The sequence below is a fragment of the Pseudomonadota bacterium genome, from assembly GCA_039818985.1.
Taxonomy (GTDB): Bacteria; Pseudomonadota; Alphaproteobacteria; order Sphingomonadales; family Sphingomonadaceae; genus Alterisphingorhabdus.
Genome location: JBCBSU010000001.1, coordinates 1322758 through 1335902 on the forward strand (window position 1 = coordinate 1322758; position 13145 = coordinate 1335902).

Consider the following 13145-nt stretch of genomic DNA (forward strand, 5'->3'; position numbering starts at 1 on the left):
ATTTGCAAATATATAAGAAAAATCATTTGGTTAACAGCAGTTGCTTTCAATATTCACTATATATTGTAAACGAATTGTATAGAATAGACGTCAATCAATTGTATAAATTGGTCACACTTGTCAGGCGCTGGATATATATTTTACTTACAGAAATGTCAGTGAAACCTGGCTTTGACAAGAAGTGCACATAATTGACATATTGTCATGATGCCATAGAGCAGAGCATGGCCAGCATCAGCGAGGACAAGGCGTGTAAGCCTGGTGATCTCCAACACAGGAAACGGGGAAATGGCTGAGAGACAGGGATTCGAGCCCATTAGGGTTCGCAAGCGCGACTGCGCGTCGGCCGAAAGGCCGCCCCATCGGAGACATGAGCGCAGCGAATTGTCGCGAGATCAAAATAATGGCGGACAGGGTGGGATTCGAACCCACGGAGAGCTTGCACCCTCGCCGGTTTTCAAGACCGGTGCATTCGACCACTCTGCCACCTGTCCGGCGTCGCTTCCCTAATGCCATATTGCAGTAGTTGCAAAAGCAAATTGCAGCAGGACGCAGAAAGCGGTCGGCTGAGGGGGAAAGACTTTGGCTCTGCCGGGCTTTGTGGCAATAACCGGGTATGACATTGCATTATCATTCAAAATCATCACGCCGACGGTCTTTTGCGGGTCTCTGGCTTAGGCGGGCAACGCGCATAACAGCAGCCATAATCGCCTCATTGACGCTGCTGACAACCACCTCATCGGCGCAAAACACAACCAGTTTTTCCGAATATCTGCCTGAGCTCTTGCAACAGGCGCGAGCGGAAGGCGTATCACAGGTGACGCTGGACCGGGTGGCACCGACGTTGCGGTTGAGCGAATCGGCACTGCGCATAGAGCGTCGCGCACGAGGCGGGGGGGGAGGGCCCAATCGGCGTATCCCGCCCTTTACCGGATCGGACGAGCAGCGGGCGATTATCGGCAAGCGGGCGCAGGGCCAGTCAAAATACCGCCAGTTGCGGCCAATTTTCGATCGTATCGAACGCGAAACCGGGGTGCCACCAGGGATCATCCTCGCCATTTACGGCAAGGAATCCAACTATGGTGGCTATACCGGCAATTTCGATATTCCCAGTGTGCTCGCCTCGCTCGCTTATGAAGGTCGCAGGCGTACATTATTCTCGCAGGAATTTGTCGCGGCGATGAAGATGATTGATCGGGGAGTCCCCCGCGACCGGCTGACCGGTAGTTTTGCAGGCGCTATGGGCAAGCCGCAATTCCTGCCCTCGGTCTATCTTCGGCTCGCCGCCGATGGCAATGGTGATGGTGAGGCCGATATCTGGAACAGCGAGGCCGATGCAATGGTGTCGATCGCCAACTATCTCTCCAATGCCGGATGGCGCCGTGGCGAACGCTGGGGGATGGCGGTGGCGGTGCCGTCGAGCCTCGATCGCGACGCCATTGCCAACCGCACCGTGCCGCAGCGCTGCCCGCGTGTGTTCGCCCGGCACAGCGAGTGGAAAACTATCCGTGAATGGCGCAGGCTGGGCGTCGCGCCAATATCGGCGCGCCAGCTTGGCGATAATGTTCTCGCGACCTTGTTGGAACCCGATGGCCGGGGCAGGACAGCCTATTTGCTCACCGGCAATTATCGCGCTATTCTGGATTATAATTGTTCGAATTTTTATGCATTATCAGTGGGGTTACTGGCCGATGAAATCGCAAGTTAGGGCATTCGCAACGCCGTCGTTGCTGGCCGGGAAGATAGCGGTTTTCAGCGCAGTTTTCCTGCTTCCCGGCTGTGCTTCGACACCCGATGGCCTCGAACCGGCGCCGCCCATAGCTTCGCCGTCGGCAGGGGTGAGCGATATTCCGGTAAAGATTGGCGAGCCTTATAATGTTGGCGGCAAGCAATATATCCCCGAGGATGTGACCGACTATGACGAGGTCGGCTATGCCAGCTGGTATGGCGCAGAACTGGCCGGTAACCCTACGGCCAATGGCGAGAGATTCGTACCCGCAGCGATCAGCGCGGCGCACAAGACCTTGCCCCTGCCAAGCTATGTCGAGGTAACGGCACTGGATACCGGACGCACCATCGTCGTGCGGGTCAATGATCGCGGGCCTTTTGCCAATGACCGGTTGATAGACCTGTCGCGCGGCGCCGCTGATCAGTTGGGCATTACCGAACAGGGTGTGGCAGGTGTCCGGGTACGGCGGGTGTCACCGCCGGAGAGCGACCGTGCGCTGTTGCGTAGCGGCCGCCCGGCCTTTGAGCGGCCGCCGACATCAGAAGGGCTGCTCACCGTATTGCGCAAGAAGCTGCAACCGCTGCCCAGGCCGGTAATGCCTGCAACACGTCAGGCCGCTGCCCCGGCTCCGGCACCAGCAGCAGCCCCGGCAGCAAGTGGCAGCAGAAGCGGGCGTTTCATCGTCGAAGGCGAGGGCCAGAAACGAGGCCAACAGCTTCTTGAGCGCCCGGAAAACTGGACCGGCCCGGCACGCACAACCTTGCCGACCGGCTTTGTCGTGCAGGTGGCGGCCTTCGGTTCCAAGGCCCGTGCCGATGCATTGGCAAAGCAGCTGGGCGCCAGGGTGACGCAAAGCCGGGATGGTCGTGTGTGGCGGGTGCGTTACGGCCCCTACAAGACGTCGACTGAAGCGCAAAGCGGGTTGCAACGGGCGCGGCAAAATGGCTATTCGGATGCACGAATTTTGCGCTCCGACCGATAGTCTTTTTCCGAGTCTCTGAACCATTATGAACATGATCCGTACATTCTCGCTGACCACTGCGTCTTGCGCGTTGCTCTTTGGTACCGCCTTTGCCGCTTCGCCACAATATGACAGCGATGCTCCGATTGCCTATCTCAGCGACCTGTCATCGGGCGCCGTCCTGCTCGATAAGGATGCCGATCGCAAGATTCCGCCGGCATCCATGGCCAAGATGATGACGGTCTATGTCGCCTTCGACATGATCGAAAAGGGCGAGATATCGCTGGAAGATGAATTTGTGGTGCAGGACAGCACCTGGCAGAAATGGAATAATCAGGGCTCGACCATGTTCCTTCAGGCAGGGCAATCGGTCTCTGTGGGTGATTTGCTGCATGGCATTATCACCCTGTCTGGCAATGATGCGTGCGTCGTGCTTGCAGAAGGAATTGCCGGCACGGAAAGTGCCTTTGTCGACATGATGAACGACGCCGCCGCCAGAATCGGCATGACAAACAGCCGTTTCGGCAACAGCAATGGCTGGCCCGATGAGGGGCGCACCCAGGTCACGGCGCGCGATCTGGCGAAGCTCGGTACACGTACGGTACGTGATTTCCCCAAGCTTTATGGCGATTTTTACGGTCAGGAAGAATTTAGCTGGAACGGCATTACCCAGGGCAATCGCAACCCGTTGATTGGCAAGGTACGCGGCGCGGATGGACTGAAAACCGGCCATACCGAAGAGGCCGGCTATGGCTTTGCCGGCACCGCTGAACAAAATGGCCGCCGCCTGATGATGGTGGTTGCAGGGCTGGATTCCTATAATGGCCGCATTGCCGAGTCAGTCCAGCTGCTCAACTGGGGCTTCCGCGCCTGGAAATCGGACACGCTTTTTGCTGCCGGCGATATTGTCGGCAATGCCGAGGTGCAGCTTGGCAGTGAGCGCAACGTATCGCTGGTAGCACCGCGCAATCTGGCGGTGACACTGCCGCGCAGCGGCTCGGACTATAGCATGAAGATTGTCTATGACGGGCCCATCAAGGCGCCGTTCAAGGCCGGTGATCGCATTGCCTCTCTGATTGTCACGCCAGAGGATGGGGATCCTCAGACCCTGCCACTTGTTGCCGGTGAAACGGTAGAAGAAGCGGGCATATTCGCGCGGATCTGGAACGGTCTGGCCGCATTGTTCGGCGCGTGACCAGCGCCGCACCCTTCATTGCGTTCGAAGGCGGGGAAGGGGCAGGAAAATCGACTCAGATCAGGTTGCTGGCGGAGCATCTTGATATGGCTGATATCGCGCATGTCGTGACCCGTGAGCCCGGCGGTACGGCAGCAGCCGAAGCGATACGCGAGTTGTTGCTGTCCGGCGCTGATGCTCGCTGGAACACGCGCAGCGAGGCGCTGCTATTCGCCGCAGCGCGCGCCGATCATGTCGCCCGGGTGATCCGCCCGGCAATGGCTTCAGGGCAATGGCTATTATGTGATCGCTTTGTCGACAGTTCGCGCGCCTATCAGAGCGCAGGGCAGGGCCTGGATGATGGCGATATCATGCAGCTGCACAGCATAGGCAGTGAGGGGCTGATGCCCGATATCACCATATTGCTGCAGATTTCCCAGCACGAAGCTGTTGCGCGCATCCAGCAGCGCGATGGCAGCGACCATGACCGGTTTCAGCGCCGTGATGCCGATTTTCACCGCCAGGTCAGTGAAGCCTTTGCCCGCTTTGCTGCTAATGAACCAGAGCGTTTTCTGGTGATCGATGCGGCTGACAGCGCCGAAAATGTGCATACTGCCATAGTGGCCGGATTGCACGATCGCGGGTATGTGACGTCATGACACCACTGATCGGACATCATGCCAACCAGCGCCAGTTTCTCGCTGCTATCCGCAGTGGCAAGATGCATCATGGCTGGATCCTTGCCGGACCACAGGGGCTGGGCAAGCATCTCTTTGCCCGCCATGCAGCGACGCAATTGCTGGGCTCCAATGCGCCGCCAGAATCCGATCTGTTTGACACCGATATATTGCCGGGACCGCAGCGGCAAATGATTGATGCCAAAACGCATCCCGACTGTCACGAACTCGAGCGCGAAGCGAAGAACGACACCGAGCGCAAAAAGCAGGAAAAGGGACAGGTCTATGAATGCCGTCGCAACATCCGCATTGACCAAGTGCGGGCACTGCAGCGGCGTTTTGTTACCCGGCCTAGCCTCTCTGACCAGCGGGTGATCATCATCGATGCAGTCGATGATCTCGAGCGCAATGCCGCCAATGCACTGCTCAAGTCGCTCGAAGAACCGCCGAGGAATACCGTTTTCCTGCTAATCTCGCACAGTCCGGGCCGGTTGCTGCCGACCATCCGCTCGCGCTGCCTGATGATGCGATTCCATCCGCTACCGCCCGAGCAAATGCAACAGGTGATAGCGCTGATGCAGCCTGACCTACCGGCCGAACAGACGCGTGCCCTGCTTGATACTGCTGGCGGCATTCCGGGACGGATCAACGGGTTGCTCGATGCCGATGTCGCGACTTTGGTTGAGGCAGTGCATGCCATTCTCGATCAAGGGGATCACGATCATCGCCACCGCCTGACCTTGGCCTCGCTGTTGGCGGGGAAGGGGGCGGTCGATCGCGTCGGCGCATTTCTGTCTCGCCTGCCGAAAATCCTTGCCGATCATGCGCGCCGCAGCAAGGGCGCACAGCGCATGGCGTGTATCAGCGCACGCAGCGAGATTGAGCAGCTTGCATCCGAGCTTCCGCGTTATAATTATGATCCGCAGGCGCTGGTTTTTCGTATCGGCGGCTTGCTGGCCTCGGTCGCTGCCACTAGAGACGGCTGACCAGCTTATTCAGTAACGCGCGAAAGCAAGAGGCATGTCGGACCCTTTCTACATCATGACGGCGATCAGCTATCCCAATGGCCCGCCGCATATCGGCCATGCCTATGAGGCGATTGCGACCGATGCCATTGCCCGCTTCCAGAGATTGCGCGGACGCGATGTCCGGTTCCAGACCGGAACCGATGAGCATGGCCTGAAAATGGCGCAGAAAGCTGCGGAGCAGGGTGTTGCGCCGCGCCAGCTTGCCGATACAATGAGCCAGCTTTTCAGGGATATGTGCGACAAGCTCAATATCTCTTATGATGTTTTCCAGCGAACCACCGATGCGGCGCATCATGATGCCAGCCAGGCTATCTGGAAGGCGATGGAAGCCAATGGGGATCTTTATCTTGACCGTTATGAAGGCTGGTATTCGGTTCGCGACGAGGCCTATTATGATGAAAGCGAACTGATCGAAGACGAAGATGCCGATGGCAAATCGGTTAAGCTGTCGCCACAGGGCACCCCGGTCGAATGGACCGCCGAGGAGAGCTGGTTTTTCCGACTGTCAGAATATCAGCAGCCATTGCTCGATCTCTATCGCGATCATCCCGAATTTCTGCAGCCGGACAATCGCCGCAACGAGATGATCCGCTTTGTCGAGGGCGGGTTGAGAGACCTCAGCGTATCGCGTACGAGTTTCGACTGGGGCGTGAAGGTGCCTGGAAGCGACAATCATGTCATGTATGTCTGGGTCGATGCGCTGACCAATTATCTTACCGGCCTCGGCTACCCCTATACCGGCGGTGATTTCACCCGTTATTGGACCGAAAATGGCGATATCAATCATATTATCGGCAAGGATATTGTCCGCTTTCACAGCGTCTATTGGCCGGCTTTCCTGATGAGCGCGGGTCTGCCGCTGCCAAAACGTGTTTTCGGCCATGGCTTCCTGCTGAATCGCGGTGAGAAAATGTCGAAATCGCTGGGCAATGTTGTCGACCCTTTGGTGCTGGCTGAGAGTTTCGGGGTTGACCAACTGCGCTATTTTCTGCTCGCCGATGTCGTCTTCGGAAAAGATGGCAGCTATTCCGCAGAAGCGATTGTTACTCGGACAAATGCTGATCTGGCCAACAGCTTTGGCAATCTGGCGCAGCGTACGCTTTCGATGATCTACAAGAATCTCGATGGCAGGTTGGTGACGGACTATGTCGCCGATACAGCCGATGCCGAACTGGCGACCACCATCGCCGAGGCGACGCAAAAGGCTTTCCCGCAAGCCTTTACGCAATTCGATCTGTCCGGTGCTATCGATGCCTGGCGTCGCGGGGTCTTTGCCTGCAACCAATATGTTGATGAACAGGCTCCCTGGGCGCTGAAAAAGACCGACCCGGAGCGCATGGGCATGGTGCTGATGACATTGTTCCGCGCTATCCGCGACCTGGCCATCTGCATTCAGCCGGTGGTACCTGAGGCGGCAGAAAGGCTGCTTGAGCAGATGGGTATTGCTGCTGATCAGCGCGACTTTGCAGCCCTTGGTGATGAAAGCTGGTATGCGGCGCTCGCATCAGGCGAATTTACCCTCGACAAACCAGTGCCGATTTTTCCGCGACTGGAAATGCCGGATGGTGCCGAGGAAGCAGGGGATACTGGCTGATGCTCGTCGATTCGCATTGTCATCTCAACTATAAGGGCATGGCCGAAGACCAGCCTGAATTGCTGGCGCGGGCGCGGGGAGCAGGGGTCACCGCCATGCTCAATATCTCGACGCGCGAAAGCGAATGGGATGACGTCATCGCCACCGCCGAGCGTGAGGATGATGTCTGGGCCAGTGTCGGCATCCATCCACACGAGGCTGATGATCATGCCGATCTGGCGCTGGAGCGGCTTATCGCAGCCTCGGAACATCCGCGGGTTGTCGGCATCGGTGAAACCGGGCTGGACTATTATTATGATCATAGCGATCGCGGGCGGCAGCAGGACAGCATGCGCCTGCATATCGCTGCAGCGCGCGAGACCGGACTGCCGATGATCATACATATGCGCGATGCCGAAGACGATATGACCGCGATCCTGGCCGAGGAGCGTGAAAAGGGGCTGTTCCCCTGCCTCATTCACTGCTTCACCGCCGGCAAGGAATTCGCCGACCAGATGCTGGCATGGGATATTCCACTGTCGCTGTCGGGCATTGTGACCTTCAAAAATGCCCGTGAATTGCAGCAGGTAGCCAAGGATATTCCATCACACAAGTTGCTGATAGAGACCGATGCGCCGTTTCTGGCGCCGGTGCCGCATCGCGGCAAGCGCGGTGAACCCGCCTTTGTCCGCAATACCGGCGAATTTCTCGCCGGGTTGCGCAATGAAGAGCCCGAGGCGCTGTTCGAAACCACAGCGCAGAATTTCTATGCGCTGTTCACCAAGGCGCGTCCGTGAAGCTGACGTTGCTCGGTTGCGGCACATCCGCCGGAGTGCCGCGGATCGGCAATGACTGGGGCGATTGCGACCCGAATGAACCAAAGAACCGCCGCAGCCGTGTATCGCTGCATATCGCCATCGAAACCTCGGCGGATGAGACCATCGGCCTGCTGATCGATACCGCGCCCGATCTGCGTAACCAATGTCTTGCGCATGGCATTAGCGATCTCAGCCATGTGCTGTGGACGCATGATCATGCCGATCATTGCCACGGCATCGATGATCTTCGACCCTTTACCTATCGCCGCAAGGGCAAGCCGCTACATGGTTTTGGTCGACCCTATACCGCCGATGCGCTGCAGCGCCGCTTCGGCTATATTTTTGCAGGTGAGGATGGCTATGTTACCGTCGCCGATATGGCGGTGATCGGCAAAACCGGGCGCGACCATGCGGTCAGCATCTTCCCCGGCGTAGAAATTGCCGCTATCGATCAGCCACATGGGCCGGTGCAATCGACGGGGTTTCGGGTGTCACAGTCTGGCAAGAGTGTCGGCTATGCCACCGACTTTTCTGCTATAACCGAAGAGATGGTCCAGTTCTACAAAGGCTGTGATTATCTCATCACCGATTGCCTGCGCCGCGAACCGCATCCGACCCATGCACATCTCGGCATGGCGCTGGATCTGGCCGAGCGCGCCGCTGTCGGCCATGCGGTGCTGACTCATCTCGACAAGTCGATGGACTATCGTAGCCTGTGCGCCGAAGTCGGCAATCGCGCCATTGTCGGTTATGATGGCTGGAAGGCAGAGCTATGAGCGAATGGGATGGTATCTATCTGGTGCACAGCGTCGGCGTACTGGTCCTGGTGGGCAGCGCGTTACTGGCTTATCGGTTACCGCTTGGTCAGGCAGTAAAGATGGCTGCGATATGGGTGCTGATTTTTGGCGCGGCTTTTCTCGCCGTGTCGGCTTATCGCAGCTTTGTCGGAGGAAGCAGCAGTGAACCGCGAACGGGGAACGAGAAAGCGTCGGACGGTCCATGGATCATTACCCCGGATCATGCCATCCATAATTTAACATAATATATATTATCGGATTCACTGATGCCAGAGCAGACCAAGCCCCTTTCACAACCCGCAGCACCGGTTTCCGCAGATATCAGACCGCTGGCACGCATCATGCAGCAATTGCGTGATCCCATTGATGGTTGTCCCTGGGATCTCGAACAGGATTTCGCCAGCATCGCGCCCTATACGGTCGAAGAAGCCTATGAGGTTGCCGATGCGATTGATCGCAAGGACATGGATGACCTGTGCGGCGAACTGGGCGATCTGCTGCTTCAGGTCGTGTTTCATAGCCAGATGGCCAGCGAGGCTGGTCATTTCACGCTGCAACAGGTGATAGAAGGCATCTGCGCCAAGATGATTGCGCGTCACCCGCATGTTTACGGGGATCAGTCGGCCGAACAATGGGATTGGGAAGACATCAAGAAGCGCGAGCGCAGCGACAAGGGCCTATCCAGTGCGCTGGATGGCGTCGCACAGGCGCAACCAGCGCTGATGCGTGCCGAGAAACTGCAGAAACGGGCCGCGCGCACCGGTTTCGACTGGCCCGATGCCGAGAGCTGTTCCGATAAACTGACCGAAGAAACCGCTGAGCTTGCCGCTGCCGACAGTCCGCAGGAACAGCATGAAGAGGCTGGTGACCTGCTCTTCGCGGCGGTTAATCTGGTGCGCCATTACGGTGTCGATCCCGAAACCGCGCTGCGCGATGCCAATCGCAAGTTCGAGCGACGTTTCAGGGCAATGGAGGCCGAAGCTAAGGGCGAGTTTGAATCGCTGTCGCTCGAAGCACAGGAAGCCCTGTGGCAGGCGGTCAAGCGTGCGGAGGTAAAGCCGACATAGCAGCGCGATGCATGCGCCAGAAGCGAGCCCAGTCCGGCGCTGCCATGCCGACAGTGATATCGCAATAATCGCCCTGCTCCGCACTGTTCAGCACATGGCCGTGCTGGTGCAGCCAGGCGATCTGGCGCCCGTCACTCAGCGGAATCCGAACGGTATCCACAGTTTCGTCACTGCGCAGCATTACCGCCATGACGTCACGTAACTGATCCAGACCCTCCCCCTGCATCGCAGAGGCCAATACCGCCGGATAAGGCGATTGCTGCATCGCCAATTCGATATCTGACCGGTCATCAATATCCAGCAGATCGGCCTTGTTCCACACCTCGATAACCGGTGTCCCCTCACCCGCTTCTCTGCCGCGTAGCACTACGCCAATTTCGGCCAGCACCGCCTCGACATCCGATTTCTGTTCGGCGCTGAACGGGTCGGCGATATCGCGTACATGCAATATGAGATCGGCGGCCAATACCTCTTCCAGCGTGGCACGAAAGGCGGCGATAAGCTGGGTCGGAAGATCCGAGACGAACCCCACCGTGTCGGACAGAATAGACTTTGCTATGCCCGGCAGTTCGACCGCACGCATTGTGGGGTCGAGGGTCGCGAACAGCATGTCCTGCGCCATGACATCGCTGTCGGTCAGCCGGTTGAACAATGTCGACTTGCCGGCATTGGTATAGCCCACCAGTGCAATTAGCGGCCAGCCCTGACGTTGGCGGCGGCTGCGCTGCAATCCACGCGTCCGGGTAACTTCGCGCAATTCGCGCCGCAAGCGGGCGCGACGCTCATTGAGCATGCGGCGGTCGGACTCGATCTGGGTCTCGCCCGGGCCACCAAGAAAGCCATAGCCGCCGCGTTGCCGTTCAAGGTGGGTCCAGCTGCGCACCAGACGGCCCGCCTGATAGTCGAGATGGGCCAACTCGACCTGTAGCCGGCCCTCCTGGGTTACGGCGCGTTCGCCGAATACCTCGAGGATCAGTCCGGTCCGGTCGATCACCTTGACCGCCAATTCGGTCTCCAGATTGCGTTGCTGGATTGCGCTCAGCGCGCCATCGACAATCAGCAGTTCGGCTTCGTGCGCTGCGATCATCGTTGCCAGTTCATCAAGCTGGCCCTTGCCGAGCAGCGTTGCGGGCCGGATGGTACGCAGGCTATAGGCCTTGATATCGACGACATTGATGGCAATCGCCTCTGCAAGCCCCTTCGCTTCGGCCAGGCGCTCTTGGTGGCTTATGCCCGGGTGGTTGCCGATATCGGGATAGATGATGATCGCACGCGCGCCGCGGCTAATGCCTTCACGTTCATCTGTGGGGGTAAAACTGTTACTCACAAAATACTTTACTGTCAGTCATCTGCAGGGGACTCTTCCCACTCACCCGTCAGATCGATCGGACCACCTGGCTGTACAGTCGACACCGCATGCTTATAGGCCAGCTGCGCCATGCCATCGCGCTGCAGCAACATGCAGAAAAGGTCATAAGCGGCGACATTGCCCTGCAGCATGACACCATTGACAAGGAACATCGTCACCGGGGTTTCTGATGACTGGACCGCCGTCAGGAAAATGTCCTGCAGATTGCGGTTCTTGCTCTTGGTCTCGGCAGAATAGTTGTAAAACACCTCAAGATCCATCGGTTGCGATGGCATGATCGTCGAGATTGCGTGTTTATACACCAGTTGCGACTGCCCGTCACGGCGAAGCAGGATCGAGAAATTGTCGAACCATGTGACAACGCCCTGCAGTTTGACACCTTTGACCAGAAACATGGTGACTGGTGTGCGGCTTTTACGCAGTGAATTCAGGAAGAGATCCTGTAAGGATTTTGCCTTTTCGGTCATCTGACCCCCGGTCTTTGTTTTCTTTGTGCCGACACATAATAGCGCCAGAGCAAACAATAATCACGGACCTAGTCATTGCACAAGCGTAATCCCGCGCCGGAGCAGAATAGTCGTCTATGATTTGCGTTCGTTGAGGCCGAGCAGCTTCAGCTTGCGGTGCAGCGCCGAGCGTTCCATGCCGATAAATGTCGCAGTTTTTGAAATATTTCCCGAAAAGCGGCGAATCTGTACCTTGAGATATTCGCGCTCGAAATTCTCGCGCGCCTCGCGCAACGGCACCCCTGTGAGCGTCGATACACCCAGGCCCTGATCGCTCTCGCCCTGCACGATTTCGGTTGGCAGCATGTCGAGCTCTATCTGCGCCACCTCGCCTTGCGGTGCCAGGATCACCATGCGCTCGACCAGGTTGCGCAGCTGGCGGACATTGCCCGGCCAGTCATAGCTCTGCAGTGCCGCCATGGCTTCGCTGCTGATATTGGGCGATGCGATGCCATGCTCCACCGCCAAGCGGGTGAGATAATGCTCAACCAGTGCGGGAATATCGTCGCGCCGTTCGCTCAGCGGCGGAATGGCTACAGGTACGACATTGAGTCGGTAGAACAGGTCTTCACGGAACCGCCCCTCGCGAATTTCGGTGTTGAGGTCGCGTGCGGTTGCCGAAACAAAGCGGACATCGACCTTTATCTGCCGTGTGCCGCCGACGCGCATAAAGCTCTGATCGGTAAGCACCCGCAAAATCTTGGCCTGGGTCGACAGCGGCATATCGGCGACCTCATCGAGGAAAAGGGTGCCGCCATGCGCACTTTCCAGCAGGCCGGTGCGCATCAGCTTGCCATTATCTTCCAGGCCGAAAAGCTGTTCCTCAAACCCTTCGGGCGTCATTCGCGCCGAGCTGATGGACACAAAGGCGGCATCGGCGCGGGGGCTCCAGCTGTGCAGCAGCCGCGCCGCGACCTCTTTGCCCACCCCTGCCGGGCCGGTGATCAGCAGCCGGCTGCCGGTGGTCGACACTTTTTTCAGCGTCGCCCGCACTCCGTTTATTGCCGTGGAATTGCCATTCAGCTCCTCGGCAATACCGAGCTTGCGCCGCAAACGGGCATTTTCGCGCCGCAACCTGTCGGTTTCAGTGGCGCGTGCGACCAGATGGATCAGCCGCTCCGCCTCGAACGGCTTTTCGATAAAGTCGATGGCACCGCGCGATACGGCCGATACCGCTGTATCGATATTGCCATGGCCGGAAAAGATCAGCACCGGCAGTTCCGGATCGCGTTCCTTTACCGCGTCGAGTATTTCCAGCCCGTCCAGGCGGCTGCCCTTGAGCCAGACATCGAGCAACAGCAATGATGGCCGGCGTTCATCAATCGCTTGCAGCGCAGAATCGCTATCGGCGGCGGTGCGGCAGCTATAGCCTTCATCCTCGAGCACACCGGCTACGAGTTCACGGATATCTCTCTCATCATCGACAATCAGTATATCGAGGGCCAT

At 58.0% G+C, this 13145-nt stretch carries 13 protein-coding genes and 1 tRNA gene; 10 read left to right on the forward strand and 4 right to left on the reverse strand.

The genetic code is table 11. The features are described from left to right. Positions 1 to 404: 404 nt before the first annotated feature. Positions 405 to 494: transfer RNA gene (locus AAFX04_06280), tRNA-Ser, on the reverse strand. Positions 495 to 715: 221 nt separating this feature from the next. Between AAFX04_06280 and AAFX04_06285 the strand changes: the two genes are divergently transcribed. From AAFX04_06285 to mazG, 10 genes are read left to right on the forward strand one after another with little or no spacing between them, the layout of a single operon-like run. Then, positions 716 to 1708, forward strand: coding sequence for a lytic murein transglycosylase (locus tag AAFX04_06285; protein MEO1045029.1), 993 nt, complete (start codon positions 716 to 718; stop codon positions 1706 to 1708). Further along, complete coding sequence (locus AAFX04_06290) at positions 1692 to 2711, forward strand: septal ring lytic transglycosylase RlpA family protein (GenBank protein MEO1045030.1); 1020 nt, start codon at positions 1692 to 1694, stop codon at positions 2709 to 2711. The genes AAFX04_06285 and AAFX04_06290 overlap by 17 nt, the downstream gene beginning before the upstream one ends. A 31-nt stretch (positions 2712 to 2742) precedes the next feature. Then, positions 2743 to 3885, forward strand: a complete 1143-nt coding sequence (locus tag AAFX04_06295) for a D-alanyl-D-alanine carboxypeptidase family protein (protein MEO1045031.1) — start codon at positions 2743 to 2745, stop codon at positions 3883 to 3885. Further along, positions 3882 to 4523 (forward strand): dTMP kinase, encoded by a 642-nt coding sequence (gene tmk / locus AAFX04_06300; GenBank protein MEO1045032.1) that lies wholly within the window; start codon positions 3882 to 3884, stop codon positions 4521 to 4523. The genes AAFX04_06295 and tmk overlap by 4 nt, the downstream gene beginning before the upstream one ends. Beyond that, positions 4520 to 5527: an AAA family ATPase gene (locus AAFX04_06305; GenBank protein MEO1045033.1), complete on the forward strand. Its 1008-nt coding sequence runs from the start codon at positions 4520 to 4522 to the stop codon at positions 5525 to 5527. Before tmk ends, AAFX04_06305 begins: the two co-directional genes overlap by 4 nt. Before the next feature lie 34 nt (positions 5528 to 5561). Next, positions 5562 to 7163 carry a methionine--tRNA ligase gene (metG, locus tag AAFX04_06310; protein MEO1045034.1) on the forward strand — a complete coding sequence of 534 codons (1602 nt, stop codon included), beginning with the start codon at positions 5562 to 5564 and terminating at the stop codon, positions 7161 to 7163. Continuing rightward, on the forward strand, positions 7163 to 7939 hold the full coding sequence (locus tag AAFX04_06315; protein MEO1045035.1) for a TatD family hydrolase: 777 nt from the start codon (positions 7163 to 7165) through the stop codon (positions 7937 to 7939). Before metG ends, AAFX04_06315 begins: the two co-directional genes overlap by 1 nt. Continuing rightward, a complete protein-coding gene (locus AAFX04_06320) occupies positions 7936 to 8736 on the forward strand; it encodes an MBL fold metallo-hydrolase (GenBank protein MEO1045036.1) in 801 nt (266 codons plus the stop codon). The genes AAFX04_06315 and AAFX04_06320 overlap by 4 nt, the downstream gene beginning before the upstream one ends. Beyond that, positions 8733 to 9002, forward strand: a complete 270-nt coding sequence (locus AAFX04_06325) for a hypothetical protein (protein ID MEO1045037.1) — start codon at positions 8733 to 8735, stop codon at positions 9000 to 9002. The genes AAFX04_06320 and AAFX04_06325 overlap by 4 nt, the downstream gene beginning before the upstream one ends. 21 nt (positions 9003 to 9023) lie before the next feature. Beyond that, positions 9024 to 9824, forward strand: a complete 801-nt coding sequence (gene mazG, locus AAFX04_06330) for a nucleoside triphosphate pyrophosphohydrolase (protein MEO1045038.1) — start codon at positions 9024 to 9026, stop codon at positions 9822 to 9824. On the opposite strand, the gene hflX is transcribed toward mazG, so the two are convergent. The 3 genes from hflX to AAFX04_06345 all read right to left on the reverse strand — a co-directional run bounded on the left by hflX (position 9796) and on the right by AAFX04_06345 (position 13145). Continuing rightward, positions 9796 to 11151: a GTPase HflX gene (hflX, locus tag AAFX04_06335; protein MEO1045039.1), complete on the reverse strand. Its 1356-nt coding sequence runs from the start codon at positions 11149 to 11151 to the stop codon at positions 9796 to 9798. The genes mazG and hflX overlap by 29 nt on opposite strands. 14 nt (positions 11152 to 11165) lie before the next feature. Beyond that, positions 11166 to 11708: an RNA chaperone Hfq gene (gene hfq, locus AAFX04_06340; GenBank protein MEO1045040.1), complete on the reverse strand. Its 543-nt coding sequence runs from the start codon at positions 11706 to 11708 to the stop codon at positions 11166 to 11168. 66 nt (positions 11709 to 11774) lie between these two features. Then, a complete protein-coding gene (locus AAFX04_06345; protein ID MEO1045041.1) occupies positions 11775 to 13145 on the reverse strand; it encodes a sigma-54 dependent transcriptional regulator in 1371 nt (456 codons plus the stop codon).